The organism is Flavobacterium hankyongi (assembly GCF_036840915.1).
Classification (GTDB): domain Bacteria; phylum Bacteroidota; class Bacteroidia; order Flavobacteriales; family Flavobacteriaceae; genus Flavobacterium; species Flavobacterium hankyongi.
Genome location: NZ_CP085725.1, coordinates 357,134 through 372,977, shown reverse-complemented (window position 1 = coordinate 372,977; position 15,844 = coordinate 357,134). Strand labels below are relative to the sequence as shown.

18 protein-coding genes and 1 tRNA gene are annotated in these 15,844 nt (G+C 30.3%); 15 read left to right on the top strand and 4 right to left on the bottom strand.

Features of this window, described 5'->3' with window-relative positions; all coding sequences use genetic code 11:
- The 10 genes from LJY17_RS01780 (at window position 1) to LJY17_RS01735 (ending at window position 8,807) form a co-directional block, all read left to right on the top strand.
- Window positions 1–1,836: a M56 family metallopeptidase gene (locus tag LJY17_RS01780; protein WP_264542157.1), complete on the top strand. Its 1,836-nt coding sequence runs from the start codon at window positions 1–3 to the stop codon at window positions 1,834–1,836.
- Window positions 1,837–1,892: 56 nt separating this feature from the next.
- A complete protein-coding gene (locus LJY17_RS01775; RefSeq protein ID WP_264542156.1) occupies window positions 1,893–2,036 on the top strand; it encodes an SsrA-binding protein in 144 nt (47 codons plus the stop codon).
- A 100-nt stretch (window positions 2,037–2,136) separates the two neighbouring features.
- Window positions 2,137–2,210, top strand: a tRNA-Arg gene (locus tag LJY17_RS01770).
- Window positions 2,211–2,558: 348 nt separating this feature from the next.
- On the top strand, window positions 2,559–3,458 hold the full coding sequence (locus tag LJY17_RS01765; protein ID WP_264542155.1) for a hypothetical protein: 900 nt from the start codon (window positions 2,559–2,561) through the stop codon (window positions 3,456–3,458).
- 300 nt (window positions 3,459–3,758) lie between these two features.
- A complete protein-coding gene (locus LJY17_RS01760; protein WP_264542154.1) occupies window positions 3,759–6,140 on the top strand; it encodes a PAS domain S-box protein in 2,382 nt (793 codons plus the stop codon).
- Window positions 6,112–6,495 (top strand): response regulator, encoded by a 384-nt coding sequence (locus tag LJY17_RS01755; RefSeq protein WP_264542153.1) that lies wholly within the window; start codon window positions 6,112–6,114, stop codon window positions 6,493–6,495. Before LJY17_RS01760 ends, LJY17_RS01755 begins: the two co-directional genes overlap by 29 nt.
- 26 nt (window positions 6,496–6,521) lie before the next feature.
- Window positions 6,522–7,094: a pentapeptide repeat-containing protein gene (locus tag LJY17_RS01750; protein ID WP_264542152.1), complete on the top strand. Its 573-nt coding sequence runs from the start codon at window positions 6,522–6,524 to the stop codon at window positions 7,092–7,094.
- A gap of 80 nt (window positions 7,095–7,174) precedes the next feature.
- The gene (locus tag LJY17_RS01745) at window positions 7,175–7,843 is read left to right on the top strand and encodes a hypothetical protein (RefSeq protein WP_264542151.1); all 669 of its coding nucleotides are present in this window, start codon (window positions 7,175–7,177) and stop codon (window positions 7,841–7,843) included.
- 161 nt (window positions 7,844–8,004) lie between these two features.
- A complete protein-coding gene (locus tag LJY17_RS01740; protein WP_264542150.1) occupies window positions 8,005–8,493 on the top strand; it encodes a nuclear transport factor 2 family protein in 489 nt (162 codons plus the stop codon).
- Between the two features lie 14 nt (window positions 8,494–8,507).
- Complete coding sequence (locus LJY17_RS01735) at window positions 8,508–8,807, top strand: DUF1905 domain-containing protein (RefSeq protein ID WP_264542149.1); 300 nt, start codon at window positions 8,508–8,510, stop codon at window positions 8,805–8,807.
- Window positions 8,808–8,870: 63 nt separating this feature from the next.
- Here LJY17_RS01735 and LJY17_RS01730 read toward each other — a convergent pair whose 3' ends face one another.
- A complete protein-coding gene (locus tag LJY17_RS01730; RefSeq protein ID WP_264542148.1) occupies window positions 8,871–9,470 on the bottom strand; it encodes a nitroreductase family protein in 600 nt (199 codons plus the stop codon).
- A gap of 91 nt (window positions 9,471–9,561) precedes the next feature.
- Between LJY17_RS01730 and LJY17_RS01725 the strand changes: the two genes are divergently transcribed.
- The gene (locus LJY17_RS01725) at window positions 9,562–9,918 is read left to right on the top strand and encodes a winged helix-turn-helix transcriptional regulator (RefSeq protein ID WP_264542147.1); all 357 of its coding nucleotides are present in this window, start codon (window positions 9,562–9,564) and stop codon (window positions 9,916–9,918) included.
- A gap of 9 nt (window positions 9,919–9,927) precedes the next feature.
- Here the strand turns inward: LJY17_RS01725 and LJY17_RS01720 are convergent, their stop codons facing one another.
- Genes LJY17_RS01720 through LJY17_RS01710 form a run of 3 tightly spaced genes read right to left on the bottom strand, consistent with a single transcriptional unit; the run spans window position 9,928 to window position 12,943 of the window.
- Window positions 9,928–10,605, bottom strand: coding sequence for an ABC transporter ATP-binding protein (locus LJY17_RS01720; protein ID WP_264542146.1), 678 nt, complete (start codon window positions 10,603–10,605; stop codon window positions 9,928–9,930).
- Window positions 10,605–11,861, bottom strand: coding sequence for an ABC transporter permease (locus tag LJY17_RS01715; protein WP_264542145.1), 1,257 nt, complete (start codon window positions 11,859–11,861; stop codon window positions 10,605–10,607). The genes LJY17_RS01720 and LJY17_RS01715 overlap by 1 nt, the downstream gene beginning before the upstream one ends.
- Entirely contained in the window at window positions 11,861–12,943 is a 1,083-nt protein-coding gene (locus LJY17_RS01710) for an efflux RND transporter periplasmic adaptor subunit (RefSeq protein ID WP_264542144.1), read from the bottom strand. Before LJY17_RS01710 ends, LJY17_RS01715 begins: the two co-directional genes overlap by 1 nt.
- A 109-nt stretch (window positions 12,944–13,052) precedes the next feature.
- Here LJY17_RS01710 and LJY17_RS01705 point away from each other — a divergent pair, with 109 nt between their 5' ends.
- From LJY17_RS01705 to LJY17_RS01690, 4 genes are all read left to right on the top strand, one after another.
- The gene (locus LJY17_RS01705) at window positions 13,053–13,784 is read left to right on the top strand and encodes a sulfite exporter TauE/SafE family protein (RefSeq protein WP_264542143.1); all 732 of its coding nucleotides are present in this window, start codon (window positions 13,053–13,055) and stop codon (window positions 13,782–13,784) included.
- Between the two features lie 5 nt (window positions 13,785–13,789).
- Window positions 13,790–14,617 (top strand): 4,5-DOPA dioxygenase extradiol, encoded by an 828-nt coding sequence (gene ygiD, locus LJY17_RS01700; protein ID WP_264542142.1) that lies wholly within the window; start codon window positions 13,790–13,792, stop codon window positions 14,615–14,617.
- A 202-nt stretch (window positions 14,618–14,819) separates the two neighbouring features.
- On the top strand, window positions 14,820–14,993 hold the full coding sequence (locus tag LJY17_RS01695) for a hypothetical protein (RefSeq protein ID WP_264542141.1): 174 nt from the start codon (window positions 14,820–14,822) through the stop codon (window positions 14,991–14,993).
- Window positions 14,994–14,996: 3 nt separating this feature from the next.
- Window positions 14,997–15,803 carry a hypothetical protein gene (locus tag LJY17_RS01690; protein ID WP_264542140.1) on the top strand — a complete coding sequence of 269 codons (807 nt, stop codon included), beginning with the start codon at window positions 14,997–14,999 and terminating at the stop codon, window positions 15,801–15,803.
- Window positions 15,804–15,844: the final 41 nt, after the last annotated feature.

Here is a 15,844-nt window from a genome sequence, read left to right as displayed (position 1 = left end):
ATGGAAAATATTTTCATATACTTTTTGAAAGCTAGTGCATTAATTGTAGTATATTTTACAGCTTACCACTTCTTATTAAGAAAAGAAACATTTTTTAATACAAATAGATGGTTTTTACTAGCAGGACTTTTTACATCTGCAATTCTTCCTTTATTTTTCATTAAAAAGACTATTTGGATAGAAAAACAAAAAGTTTCAATAGATGATTTGATTCAATACAGTAAGACACAAATTACTCCTAAAACTGAATCTTTCACAATAAATTGGGACCAAATTCTAATTGCATCTTATATAGTTATTTCAGCATTTTTATTGGCAAAAGTGATTACAAACTTAGTGTCCTTAGCAAAATTATTACATAACAAAGAGGTAATCAAAAAAGATAAGTTTTCATTAGTAGATTTAAACGAAGATATTGCTCCTTTTTCATTTTTCAATTACATTGTATTTAACTCTGATTATTATACAAATGATGAGTTAAGAAGTATTCTACTTCATGAAAAGGTTCACAGCGAAGAAAAACATTCGATAGACATAATAATTGCAAAAATTTTCTGTATCGTTTTTTGGTTTAATCCATTCATGTGGCTATACAAAAAAGCAATCATCCAAAATTTAGAATATATAGCTGATCAAAAAGCCTGTTTGCAAATTGAAGACAAAAAAGTATATCAAAAAGCCCTATTAAAAGTAGTTTCTCATCAAAATTGCTTATCAATCACAAATCATTTTTATCAATCATTAATCAAAAAACGAATAGTTATGTTAAACAAAAATCAATCCCACAAAAGAAATTCATGGAAATACGCAGTGGTAATTCCAGCACTTGTATCCTTTTTTATTTTATTTCAAGTAAAAGTTATTGCACAGGAACGCGAAAATAAAATTGTTGAAAAACAAGTAGATAAAAAAGTTGTATCCATTGTAATTGATAAAAACTCATCAGACAATGACATTAAAAAAAATACAGAAATGCTTAAAAGCGAGCACGATGTAAATTTAAAAGTCTCTAAAGTAAAGAGAAATTCACAAGGTGAAATCACTAGCATTAAAGTAGAATACAAAGACAATAAAGGAAACAATGGTTCTATGCAATCACAAAGTGATACTCCTATCGAACCAATTCATTTTTATAAAGAATCCAGTAATGATGGAAACAATAGAATTGGTTTTGGTAAACCTAGAATGGAATTAAGAAGATCTCACGCAATTAAACGTCTAGCTGAAGTTAACAAAGATTTTGACGAAGATGAACTAGGAAAAAAAATAGAAAAAGAAGTTGAAGAAGGCTTAAGTAAATCATTTGCATGGAGTTTTTCTGATGATGATACTGACGGAAAATCTATTGAGAGAAAAATTGTTGTTAGAAAAAGAGGAAAAAATGGTAATCCCGAAGTTATTATTAATGGTGAAAAATTAGACATTCCTTTTGCTGATTTAGAAAAAATGGATAAAGATTTTGATGGAAAATTTGAGTTCAAATCAGATGACAACGGGCCATTCATTTTCAAATTCAACGACGAAGAAATAATGCGTTTTACCCCGGAAGATATCGAAAGAATAAAAAGCGATGCTCTGGAAAGCGCTAAAGAAATGGAAATTTCAAAAATTCACATGAAAAAAATGAAAGAACGTATGGAGAAAATGCGTCCTGAAATGGAGAAGATGAGAGAAAAAATGCAATATGACAGAGAGGAACGCAATATAGACATGCAAAAAGCACGTGAAGAAATGCTAAAAGCGAAAGAAGAAATGTTAAAGGCTCGTGAAGAAATGAAGAAAGCCAAAGAAGAAATGGAAAAAGCAAAATCTGAAATGAAAACCAGAAAAGCTTAATAATACAAAGACTGTCAATTGACAGTCTTTTTTTATCTTTGTCAAAAACAAAACGTATGTATAAAATCTTAGCTAAAATCAATAAGCTTATTTTACCTAGCTTTACAAAACAACAACTGGATATTGCAAAAGCAAAGAAATGGCAAATGGCAATTATAGGTTGGAGGTATTATGTAACTAAAAGAGCATTAGAGAATTAAAAAATAAAGAAAGATTTTTTTAAAATCTTGTTTGCATATTAATCAAATATACCTATATTTGCACCCGCAATCAGCAAGATACTTCTCCTGATTACAAAAAGGCCTCGTGGCGCAACTGAATAGCGCATCTGATTACGGCTCAGAAGGTTACTGGTTTGAATCCAGTCGAGGTCACTAAATTCTAAAACGCAATAAATTGATAATCAATATGTTGCGTTTTTTATTTTTTATATACCTTTAAACTAAATATCAAGAATTTGTTTCCCTTATTGTTTCCCTAATATCTATTACAGGGAAACTAAGATTTCTAAAAAATCACTTATTTATCTTTATAAAGATAAATTTTACCAATCCCATCTATTTCATCATTTATTTCAAAATACTTACATTTGGAAAAAACAAATTATGTTCGAATATTTGAAAAATGTTTTGGATTCTTACCGAGAAAGACTTAAAAATCCGATACTTGGGACGTATACAATCACTTTTATCTTGTGTAATTGGCGCCCTATACTAATCTTATTGAATTCGAAGAACAGCATCGAAAAAAATATTGAAGTAATTGATGAAAAATATTCTTTTTGGGGCGCAATTTTGTGGCCAGTTTTATTGACAGCTGTAGTTGTATTAGCTATTCCTTATCTAATGATGTTACTTGAACAAGCTATTAATAAAGCTTTATTATATAGGAAAAAATTAAAATATGATAGTAGCATCGAAGATTATAATCATAAGATAGTTATTGCTTCTAAGGAATTTGAGATCCAGAGCCAAAAATCTGGAACTAGAACTATCGAAATGCTACAAACTAATATTGAATCTTTAGAGATTGATAAACAAGTACTTATCGATCAATTATCTCAACAAAAAGAGATTGATTCGGCTGAGATTAGCAAATTAAAAGATATAATAAAACTAGAAAAAGAAAAAAATGAAGTAAAATTTAACGAAAAGACATTCGAAATTCCCTACACAGTTTTTGAAACTTATAACTATTTACAATCGAGTGGAAGACTTGAGGAATTTTTACAAAACTATGATTATTTCGGAAGTTATTACTCATCAACGGAGTTAATTAATTATTATAGAAATCTAGGCTTAATGAATTATAGAGATAGTAGATATTTTTTCACTGAATTAGGTGGTATGCTCTTCAATTTTCTATTTGAATTAAATTATTCCAAAGATTTAAAAAAGAAATTTAAATCTGTTGTGGAACGACTAAATAAACATGAAATATCAATTTTTAGAGCGGCAAATATAGAAAACAGAGATTTAAATTTATCAGGATTTAATCAGCAACTTGTGGCGCAATTAAAAGAAGATGGTTTTATTGAAGAAAGTCAATTTAAGAACAGATATAATTTAACTACAAATGGTTTGAATTTAAGAAATCTAATAGGCTTATTACCAGAAAATTAGAAACTTATAATAACTTCAGAGGTGTTGAACAAAGTCCTTACAGTTTAATTATCCATAAAGCTTAATAGTAGAGTGAAAAACTGAAAAACTTAGGTCGTGTTTCCCTTTTGTTTCCCTGTAACACTTGCGAAGCCTTATGAAATAAGAAAAAAAAATACATATATGATACAGTCGAGGTCACTAAATACATTAAGTCTGCTCAATGAGCAGACTTTTTTTGTTTATATCATATTGAAAAATAGCTTTCATTCATAATTAGCTGATTTTAATTATATTTACTTCTAATAAAAAAGAAAACAGGTGAATTCTGAAAAAAAAGCAACTCAATTTATAGCTTGGTTTTTATCTCGACCAAAAGCATCGGGTTGCATCGTTTTCTTTTCAATGCTTTTAGTGTTAAGCTTAATTGTTACTTTTAGATATCAAGCTATAAAAGAAGCTGAGCGTTATGAAATGAACAACATTCTTAGTGTTGTCAAGAAAAATATTGAGCAAAACTTAAAAAACAATTATGCAACATTAATTACACTTGCATTATCCATAGATGATTCTGGACAACCTAAAAATTTTGAAGAAATTGCTGAAAGTCTTGTAAGCAGTTATAAAAACATAGATGCTGTCCAACTGGTTCCTGATGGAATAATTAAAATGACTTACCCTCTTAAAGGAAATGAAGCCGCTACTGGTTTAGACATTCTTAACAATCCACTACATAGAAAAGCTGCCTTAAAAGCCATTAAAAGTAAAGCTATATATTTTTCAGGTCCAGTAGAACTCAAACAAGGTGGTTTAGGAGTTGTGGGAAGACTCCCAATTTTTAAAAAAGGGAAATTTTGGGGATTTTCTGCGGTTATTATCCGATTTAACAATTTTATCAAATCAACTGGTATTGATACATTTGGTGAAAACAACTATTATTTCCAATTAAGCAAAGTAAATCCGTTAACTAAAAAAACAGAATTTTTTCTTTCCAACAAAACAGATTTTTCAAAAAAATACTATAAAACAGTAGACATTCCTGAAGGAGACTGGAAACTTTATATTATATCTAAAAAGGAAAATCATTTTTTTGACTTACTCCCAATATCTACCATAGGTTTTTTATTATCATTACTTTGCGGATTGTTTATTTACACCTTACTTAAACGCCCTTCTGAATTACAAAACCTCATCGAAGTACAAACTAAAAAACTTACTAAAAGTGAATTTTTATTTAAATCTATTTTCGAAAATGCTGGTTTAGGTATTTTTCACACCAATACTATTACTGGAAAATTTATAGATGCAAATGATAAAATTTGTCAGTTATTAGGTTATACTCTAGAAGAAATAAAGGAAATGGATTATATTTCCATTACCCATCCTGTTGACATACAACAGGATTTAGATTACATGGAAAAACTAAAAAATGGAGAAATTAAACAATTCTCTATGGAAAAAAGGTATTTTCATAAAAATGGAGACATCATATGGGTTTCGATAACTGTCTCTCCTTTATGGGAAAAAAATGAAACTCCCAATCATCATATTGCCATTGTTGAAGATATTTCAGCCAGAAAAGAAGCACAAGATGCATTACTAGAATCGAAGCAAAAAATAAAGGATTTAATTGACAGTATCGATGGTATTGTTTGGGAAGGAGATTCGATAGAACCAGGAATCACCTATATCAGTAAAAAATCGGAAGCCATATTGGGTTATACTCCTGAAGAATGGACTTCAGATGAAATGTTTTGGCGAAATATAATTCATCCAGAAGATCGTGATTGGGTTATTGAATACAGCACAAATGCAGCTAAATACAGAAAACCATTTGATCAAGAGTACCGAATGATAACAAAAAATGGTAATACTGTTTGGGTTCGTGACCTTGTAAGCATCTATACTGTCGATGAAGAAAGAATTCGTTACAGAGGGATTTTGATTGATATTACAAAATCGAAACAATTTGAAATTGATTTGAACAACTCTTTAAAGCTAGTTACTGAACAAAACAAACGATTACTTAACTTCTCGCATATTGTTTCACATAATCTACGTTCGCACACCAGTAATATTCAATCGCTTATTAGTTTGATTGAAATGAGCGAAGATGAGAAAGAACAAAATGAGCTACTCGGTCTATTAAAATCGGTTTCAGAAACTCTAAATAAAACCATGGAAAACTTGAACGAAGTGGTTTCTATTCAAACAGATATTAATCCAATCATTGAAAAATTAAATCTGAATAAATACATTACTAAAACACAAGAAATTTTACATAGTCAAATTACAAAAAATAATGTCATTATTAATAACACCATCACTGATGATGTTCATATACAATTTAATCCTGCTTATTTAGAAAGTGTTTTACTTAATTTTATTTCAAACGCTATTCGTTATAGACATCCAGAAAGAGTACCTGAAATTAAACTTTCTTATTATACTGAAGATAATTATCAAATTCTAGAAATTAAAGACAATGGAATAGGAATTGATTTAAAGAAAAATGGAAAAAAACTCTTTGGGTTATATAAAACCTTTACCAAAAATCCGGAATCAAGAGGAATTGGTTTATTTATTACAAAAAACCAAATAGATGCATTAAACGGAAAAATTGAAGTAGAAAGCAACTTAAACGAAGGAACAACCTTTAAAATATATTTTAGCCATGCCACAAAAGAAAATTTACATCATTGACGACGACCCCATTTATAAATTAGTTACCAAAAAACTAATTGAAAAGACCAAATTATTTAGTCAAACCAAAGAATTTTCTAATGGCAGTGAAGCCTATGAGTATTTTGAAAGCACCGAAGATATTCCTGAAGTAATTCTTTTGGATCTTGAAATGCCCGAAATGGATGGTTGGGAGTTCTTAACAGAATTTTGCAGATTAGAAAAGCAACTCAATAAAGAAAGTACCATTTACATAGCTAGTTCATCTATTGCCATTGAAGACAAAGAAAAAGCCAAAAATTTTAAGTGTGTGAAAGCATTTTTGAGCAAACCCATTAATCTTGAAAAATTAGAGACTATTGCCTGTCAGGATTAAGTATATTTGCTTTCAAAAAAGTAAACATGACTGCCGATTTTATTTACGATAAAGAATTTAATCACATTACATACTCAAAATACGAAATCACACAAAAAGAATTTGAAAATTGTGTTTTTAACTATTGTGACTTTACCGACTGTAATTTTACTGGAACCCTTTTTGTAGATTGTACATTTAACCATTGCAATTTTAAAGAAACTAAAATTGGTCATGTAGGCCTCCGTGGCGTACAATTTAACGATTGTGATTTTACAGCCGTAAATTTTGCCATGACCGATCAAAAAATATACGAGTTCCACTTTACCAATTGTCTTTTAGACTACTCTATGTTTTACAAGCTAAAACTAAAAAGAATGCAGTTTACCAATTGCAGTATGGTTTCGGTCGATTTCATGGAAAGTGATTTAACCGAAGCTTTGTTTGACAATTGTAATTTACGCCTAGCCGTTTTCTCGGACACCGATTTAACCAAAGCTGATCTTTACAGCAGTCACAACTTCTCTATACATCCTGTAAAAAATAAAATCAAGAAAGCTATTTTCTCACAAGAAAACGTAAAAGGATTATTAGAACATTTTGAAGTAATCATTAAATAATTCTGAAAGTTTTTACTTACTTTTCGTAGTTTTGAAAAACACAAAGGCAAATTTGTCTTTGTCTTAAAGTAAAAACTAAAATGACAGAAAATTTAAAGTATTTCTCTAAACTATCACTATCAGCAATTATAAGTTTCCTAAAAATAAACATTCTTGGTTCAATCTCTACAGTTGTAGTTACAATAATTGGCTTTATAATTCTAACTAAAAATATTAATGCTGGAAATTCAGGTCATGTAAGTGCCATTCCTTTTCTTGTTATGACATTTTTCTCTAGACCAATTGGATCTATTTTGTGGTATATAATTGCCTTAGGAAGTCCTTTCCTTTTTTTTGCATTAGGAAACAAATACATTCTAACAAAATTGGCAAACAAGATTATAGTTGACAAATCTGACACCTTGATAAGTCCCGCATTGGATAAGTTTTTAAATAAACTCAAAGCAAAACAGCCAAATTCAGTAAAGAGTGTTGCTGATTATTCTATGGCCAAATTGAAACTCATAGAAAATATTAAGAAAGACGAAACCGAAAACAAATGGCTAAAAAGGATTATTGTTTTTGGAATGAAAAAAGTCAAAATGGATGATGTTGATTTCAATAAAGAAGGACAGAACTTTCATGATATTCTTAAACTAAAAACGATAGAAAAGCTAAAAGACATTTCTGAACCTAATAAAAACATACTTTGGCTGATTATCGCTTTACAATGGGCTTTATTAGCATTTATATGGTTGACGAAGTTTTAGATTAATTTTATGTGTATTTTTAAAATATCTACTAAAAATACTTAAATAAATAACATCTAACTTCATCGGATACAACCAAAAATATTGCAATACGATGGGACTAATGGTTGCTATTTTATACCCTTATCAGAACAACAGTAAGAATTTAAAAACATCAAAAAATGAAAGCTTTCAGATTCATAGTTTACATTTTCATCACAACAATTTTATTAAGTTGTTCAACCAAAAAGAACACTTATAAACTTACAAAAAATTATATCCCCGATGATCCTGCACTATATGATACCATCATCAATTTAGATAAGGCTTTTTTTGATGCGTATAATAATTGTGACAAAAATCTGAACACTTACAGTTCATTTTATTCCGATTCTATAGAGTTTTTTCATGATAATGGTGGTTTTATGAATTCGAAACAAGAAATTGTCGCTGGAACAAAAAAATATGTTTGTGGAAAAGTAACAAGAGAACTTGTTAAAGGAAGTATTGAAGTCTATCCAATAAAAGATTATGGAGCCATAGAAATTGGATTACACAAATTTCACAATAAAGAGGAACCAAATAATATTGCTAAAGTTGGAAGATTTACTATTATCTGGAAAAAAGAAAATAATGAATGGAAAATTACAAAAGTTATTAGTTTACATTAAACCACTAAATCAAAATGTCCAATCTCATCAAATACGACTTCTCCGCAAAAATATGGCAATACAATGGCCCTAATGGCTGGCATTTCGTGTCATTACCGCAAGAGATTTCAAAAGAAATACGTGAAAATCTAAAATGGCAAGAAGAAGGTTGGGGACGTTTAAAAGCGACTGCAAAAATTGGATCTGTAGAATGGAAAACCGCTATTTGGTTTGACACCAAACAAAACACCTATCTCCTACCCTTAAAAGCTGACATCAGAAAAAAATGTAAGCTGGAAAAAGACCAAAGAATATCTATTAGTATTTTAGTGTAAATAAAAACAACTAACATACTAGTTTATAAAATATAAAGTATGTTAGTTCTTGTATAAAATAGCTTATAATTCACTAATAATTTGGTCCACAAGCAATCTTGATTTCGGTTTCAATTCTGGTTGGTTCGCATCATTTTCATCACGTTTCCCAATAGCCACAGCAAACAAAGGTTGGTAATCTTGTAATTTCAATATTTGTTTGTATTTGTCTTTTTCAATACCTTCCATAGATGTCGAATCGATTCCTAAACTAGCACAAGCGGATAAAAAGTAACCCAACGATAAGTACACCTGATGTTGCAACCAAGCTTTAACTTCGTGTTCTGGTAATGGTTTTAAAAACTGACGATAATAACCTACTGCTCCTTCTGGCAAATTCGCTTCAATTTGCTGTTCAAACTTCTCCAAATTATCAATAGCGCTAAAAACTACCGTACAACTTGATTCCAACACTTTAGGTGCATTAAAATAAGAGGCTTCTGCAAGCTGTTCTTTTATCTGGGGATTGAATACAAAACTAAAATGCCATGGCTGACTATTTATTGATGATGGAGACAACTGTAAAATATTTTTCAACTTAGTAATAACCTCATCCGATAATTTTTCATTGGCATTATATTTTTTGGTCGTATAACGCTTTTGGGCTAATTCTAAAAAATCCATATTTTTAAATTTAAACTATACTTTTTATAGTTGCAAAACTATTTATAGTTTATTACATTTGCAATAACGGTCAAATTGTATAGTTAAAAGTATGTATAAAATAGACGATAAAAAGTTTCCTTGTAGCACGAGTCTTGCCATGAAATATATAGGAGGCAAATGGAAAGCGGTAATTTTGATCCATCTGTATTCTAAAAAGAGATACAATGAATTACGCAAAGAATTACCTATGGTCACAGAAAGAACGTTAAGCCTACAACTAAAAGAACTGGAAAACGACGGATTAATTTCAAGGACTGTTTATACTAGCAAACCACCACTTAAAGTAGAATATGAATTAACAAATCTTGGCAAAACACTTATTCCGTTATTAAACGCGATGGCTGAATGGGGTAAATTCATAGGCGAAAAACATTTAAAAGTAAAAACAGAACCTTGTGTTATTTAGTTAACACTTTTAAACTTTAATCTTGCCATCTTCCATCGTAATAATTCGGTGGGTTCTATTGGCAAAATCTGGATCATGAGTTACAATTAGCAACGTTTGTTTGTATTCTTTTGTGAGTTGGTTAAAAATATCAAACACAATATCACTGTTCTTCTTATCAAGATTACCTGTTGGCTCATCTCCCATTATAATCAATGGTTTATTTATAAGCGCTCGAGCAATGGCTACACGCTGTTTTTGTCCGCCGCTTAACTGATTGGGCATTTTTAAAGCATGTTCGTGCATATCAAGTGTGCGAAGGTATTCCATAGCATTTTGCTCGATTTCTTCTTCAGAAAGTTTTCCTAATTTGAGACCTGGAAGCATTACATTACGCAAAACATTAAACTCATTAAGCAAATAATGAAACTGAAACACAAAACCTATGTTCTCATTACGTATTTGAGCCAACTCCTTATCGGTTTTGCCTGTAATAAGTTGCTCGTCCATCAAAATTTGTCCTTCATAATCCGTATCCATTGTAGAAAGCAAATACAATAAAGTCGATTTACCGCAACCTGATTTCCCTACGATAGACACAAACTCACCGTGTTCTATAGTAAGGTTAATTTCTTTGAGAACCTGCATACGGACAGGGTCTTCAAAATATTTGGTCAGTTTTTTGGTTTCTAAAACAATATTGCTCATTACTTTCCTCTAATAATTTCTACTGGATCAACTTTACTCGCTTTTAGGGCGGGAAACAAACCTGCAATAAAAGTGGTTATTATAGCAAAAGTGATTCCTATGATATAAAACAACGGATTGTAATTTACCGGAAACGTTTTTACCGTTGGCAGAGCTGCTGTATTAAAAGGAATTACATCAATAATATTCGAAAAAATATAACCAAAAATAAGTCCTAAAACACCTCCGCAAATACCAATTACCATCGACAATATTATAAAAATCCATTTTACGTCATTCCCTGAAAAACCTGTCGCTTTTAAAATCGCGATGCTATCCATTTTTTCAAAAATCATCATATTAAGAATGTTGTAAATACCAAATCCTGCCACAATCAACAAAACAATTCCCACAGCATATGAAATGATACTTCGTATAGTCGTTCCAGTTTCGAATTGTGAATTTGTGGTTTGAAAATCAATCGTATCGACATTGTATTTGTTTCTGTATTCTTTGGCTAAAACTGGGGCTAAATTCAAATCATGAATTTTTACCTGAATATCTGTAATGTAATTTTTAGGTGCTCCCAACAATTTTTGAGCCATAGTTAACGAAGTATAACTTGTAACATCGTCAATTTCTGCTATACCTATTTGAATAATACCAACAATCTTCATAGAAGCTAAATTGCCTTTTGGTGTAGTTATTTTGATAATATCACCAACTTTTAAAAGCATTTTATCAGACAAGCCCTTCCCTATAACAATACTATTATTTTGGCGAAGATCTTCAATTTTCCCTTCCACCATGTAATCATTAAGTTTGAATAACTTTTCCTCGATTAAAACATCGATACCATTGGCGACACCAGATATTTCAATAGTCCCGGAATTAAAAAAAACGGGAGTTGTAATTTTAGGTGCCACATCAAAAACCCTATTGTCTTGTTTTAAACTTTGAATAATTGCTTTGGCATTATAAATCGATTTTCCTCTGTCTTTTGGTTTAATTGAATTGATAAAATTGACATCATTTTTGTGCTCTTTTGCCAAATTTACAGGCTGATTTTCAGAAGGTTTTATTTCGTTATAAAGTCTTACGTGCGGTGTTCTGTTGATAATTAATCCGTCAAGTAAATCATTCATTCCGTACATAAAACTTACCAAAGTAATGAACATCGCTATTCCAAAAGTCACTCCTACCCCAGCGATTACAGTTTGTTTTAATCGTGAACGCATTAAATGCAAAGCAATGGAAAAGATTAATTTAAAATTCATTATTTGGGTAAATAAATAGTTTCATCTTCCGTTAAACCTTCTAAAACTTCTACGTTTTGATAGTCACTTAGACCTATTTTAATTTTTCGCTTTTCATCATCATTAACCAAAACGTATTCATCATCAATCAAATAATTACGTGGAATAGTCAATACATTTTTTCTAACATTAATAATGATGTTTGCTTCGGCTGTTAAATTTGGATATAATTTAGGCGGCGTTTGTGCAAAATGCGCTTCGATTTTGAAAGTGCGTGAACGAACATCCATAATGGGATAAATTTTATCAACTGTGGCTTCAAACACTTTTCCTTTGTAACTATCCATAGTAACCAATACTTTTTGACCAACAGTCACGCGAACCATATCATTTTCGTCAACATCCAATTCTAATAAATAATTGTCTTTTTTTCCTATAGTTGCCAATGGTGTTTGTGGTGAAATCAAAGTGCCTTCTTTTACCAAAATATCAAACAATTCACCCGAAAATGCGCTTTTTACGGTAAAATCACTTTGCGATTTTTCATTGATTTTTAAATTGATATTACTTCGACTTTGCTCATTTTGAAGTTGTGATTTTAACTGCGACAATTGTTTTAGTGCCGATGCATAATTTGATTTAGAGTTTTTATAAGCTAATTCTACTTTTTCAAAGTCAACTTCAGAGATTGCATTATATTCTTTTACATTTTTACTTCTTTTGTAAATAGACTCATCCAGAACCAGTTTATCTTTAGTACTTTGCACACGCAATTCAGCTTCGGCAATTTTATCCTGAATAAAACGACCACTTTCTTGACTAATTTCATAAGCCAATCGTGCATTTTCTGTTGCTAAATTGGCCTTCTCACTTTCAATTTGAAATAAAGCTTGCCCTTTTGAGATAGTTTGCCCAACACTCACATTAACTTTTTGTAAAACACCACTTACCGTAGCAAAAACTGTGTACTGATTATCTGCTTTTATCACTCCCGAAGCATATACACTTTCGGTTACTGTACCCATTTTAGGTTGAATTTCTCCCGTTTCCTTTTTGGAACAAGAAAATATAAAGAACAACGATGCGAAGAGTACTTTTTTCATCTATGAATTATTGATTTTTAATGATTATAAAATTACAGAATAACTGATGAAATAATGTGACAATTGTCAGTTAATTCATTATTTTTATAATAAATCAACCCATTTTCTCATGACCTTAGAATTATTGATTTATTTTATTCTTTTAGCGTTATTATCAGAAGTTGTAGGTACTGTAGGAGGTTTCGGTTCTTCAATGCTTTTTGTTCCTATTGCGGGTTATTTTCTGGATTTTCATTCAGTTTTAGGGGTTACTGCAATTTATCATCTTTCAAGTAATGTTTCCAAAATATATTTCTTTAGAGAAGGTTTCAATAAGAAACTCGTCATTAACATGGGAATTTCATCTGTCCTATTTGTAATTCTTGGTGCTTTTTTAAACAAATACATTTCCTCTAAATTATTGGAATTTTTCTTAGCCATCTTCCTAGTTATTTTAAGCATCTTATTGTTGATTTTCAGAAACAAGAGATTGGCTCCTACTACACTAAACGCTGTTTTAGGCGGAAGTTTTTCAGGATTTGTAGCAGGACTTTTGGGTACAGGAGGTGCAATTCGAGGAGTTATTTTAGCCTCTTACGGATTAAAAAACAATATATTTATTGCCACGTCAGCACTAATCGATTTAGGTATTGATGCAAGCCGAAGTGTAGTGTATTCCTTAAATGGATTTGTTCACAAAGATGATCTTTATTTGATTCCCATTTTATTGATAGTAAGTTTCACGGGCACTTTTATTGGTAAAAAAATTGTGAATTTATTAACTGAAAAACAGTTTCAAACTACTGTTTTATTTCTAATTTTAATAACTGGAATGGTTAGCTTATATAAAACTTTTCCATAAGACTTATGACTTTAAATAACTTAGATAACATCGCAAACCAATTTCCTCGCACTGAAAAAATGCCCGTTTTATTTCTTGGTCATGGAAGTCCGATGAACGCTATTGAAGAAAATCAATTTGTACAGGGCTTTAGAAACATTGCCAAAACCATTCAAAAACCCAATGCAATTTTATGTGTTTCAGCACATTGGTTTACTAATGGCACCAAAGTAACTGCAATGAATTTTCCGCCAACTATTCATGACTTTGGTGGATTTCCTAAAGCATTATTTGAAGTGCAGTACAACGCTCCTGGAAGCCCTGAGTTAGCAGAAGTGACACAAAATTTACTTGCTCCTACTCCAGTAGATTTAGACCACAATTGGGGGTTAGATCATGGAGCTTGGAGTGTCATTAAACATTTATATCCAAATGCTGATATTCCAGTAATTCAATTGAGTATAGATTATACAAAACCTGCTCAATATCATTATGAATTAGCTCAAAAATTGCAAAAATTACGTGAGCGTGGCATTTTAATTATTGGAAGTGGAAACATTGTACATAATCTTCGTTTGGTTGATTTTAATAATATGAATAAAGTCGATTATGGTTATGATTGGGCTCAAGAAGCATTCGATATGGTTAATAAACATTTACTAGATGGCGATTACCAGCCACTAATCAATTATGAAAAACAAAGCAAAACTTTACAGTTAGCTATCCCTACACCAGATCATTATTTACCATTGCTATACATTTTAGGATTACAAAACAAAAATGAAGAGCTCTCGCTATTTAATAATCATTTGTTAGCTGGCTCATTGAGTATGACTAGTGTGAAAATTGGGTAGAAGAACTAAAATACTAATTAGGATTTTTGTTAATTAATATTGATTTTCATTTACTTATATCCAAAAAACAAGGTTTCCTACCAATTCTATTAGTAAGTTATATGAGGTTATAGAGAACCAATGTGCTAAAAACACGAAACAGAATGAAATTGCTTTGAAATATATATTTTTTTGTACATTTGATAAACTGAAACTTTTTATTATGACCGCTGTCTTAAACATTTTTAAAAAATCTAAAAAAGCAACTTCAGTAGTAAAAACTACAGAAGTTAGAAGTGCTTTAGTTAGATTAGTAAATAGAATAGATACAACTGACGGTAAAAGTAAAGTTGTAAAAATTGGAGATAAATATTTTAGAGTTCGTGAACTTGGATAAAGCATGAATATAGCTTTTACTTCAATACTTCTTTTTATAATATTAGCTCCAGGTTTTTTATTTAGAATCTCTTACAATTCATCAAAACTAAGTGTTAAAGACCCTAATAGAAATTTAGTAAACGACTTGACTTGGTCTATACTTCCTTCAATTTTATTACACACTATTTCTATATTTTTAGTTGAATTAGTTTCCACTTATTTTATTGATTTCAAACTGTTAGGTAATTTACTGTTAGGAGTTACTTCTTCAAATAAAACAGAAGAAAGTTTTATCCAATTGAGATCATTTTTTTATCCAATCTTTTTTTATAATATAATTGTTTTTATCTCATCTATTGTATTTGGCTATTTAGCAATGAAGTTAGTGCGTAAACTAAATTGGGATAGAAAGTATAGGTTTTTAAGATTTTCAAATAAATGGCATTATATTTTTACAGGAGAATGCCTTGATTTCCCAGAAGTACCTGATGAATTTAAAGAAATAACTGAAAAATACGTAAATGTTTTATGCAAAGTTAATGGTAGAAGCGTTTTGTATTCAGGGGAATTTTTTAATTATTATGTTGATAGTAAAGGAGATTTAGAAGCCATACACTTAAAACTTCCTGAAAGACGATATTTCGAAAACGATGCGGAAGATAAAAAAGACTATTATAAAATACCTTCAAAATATTTAGTAATTCCAAATTCAGATATTATAAATATTAACTTCAAGTATATGAGTTCAACGGAAGTTACAGAATCAGAGCTAACAGAAGAGGAAAAAGAAAACTTATTTGATTTCTCTACGGAAGAGAAACAAACTTAAAAATAAAAGCCTCACACAACAGCTACTCAACGATTACCAAA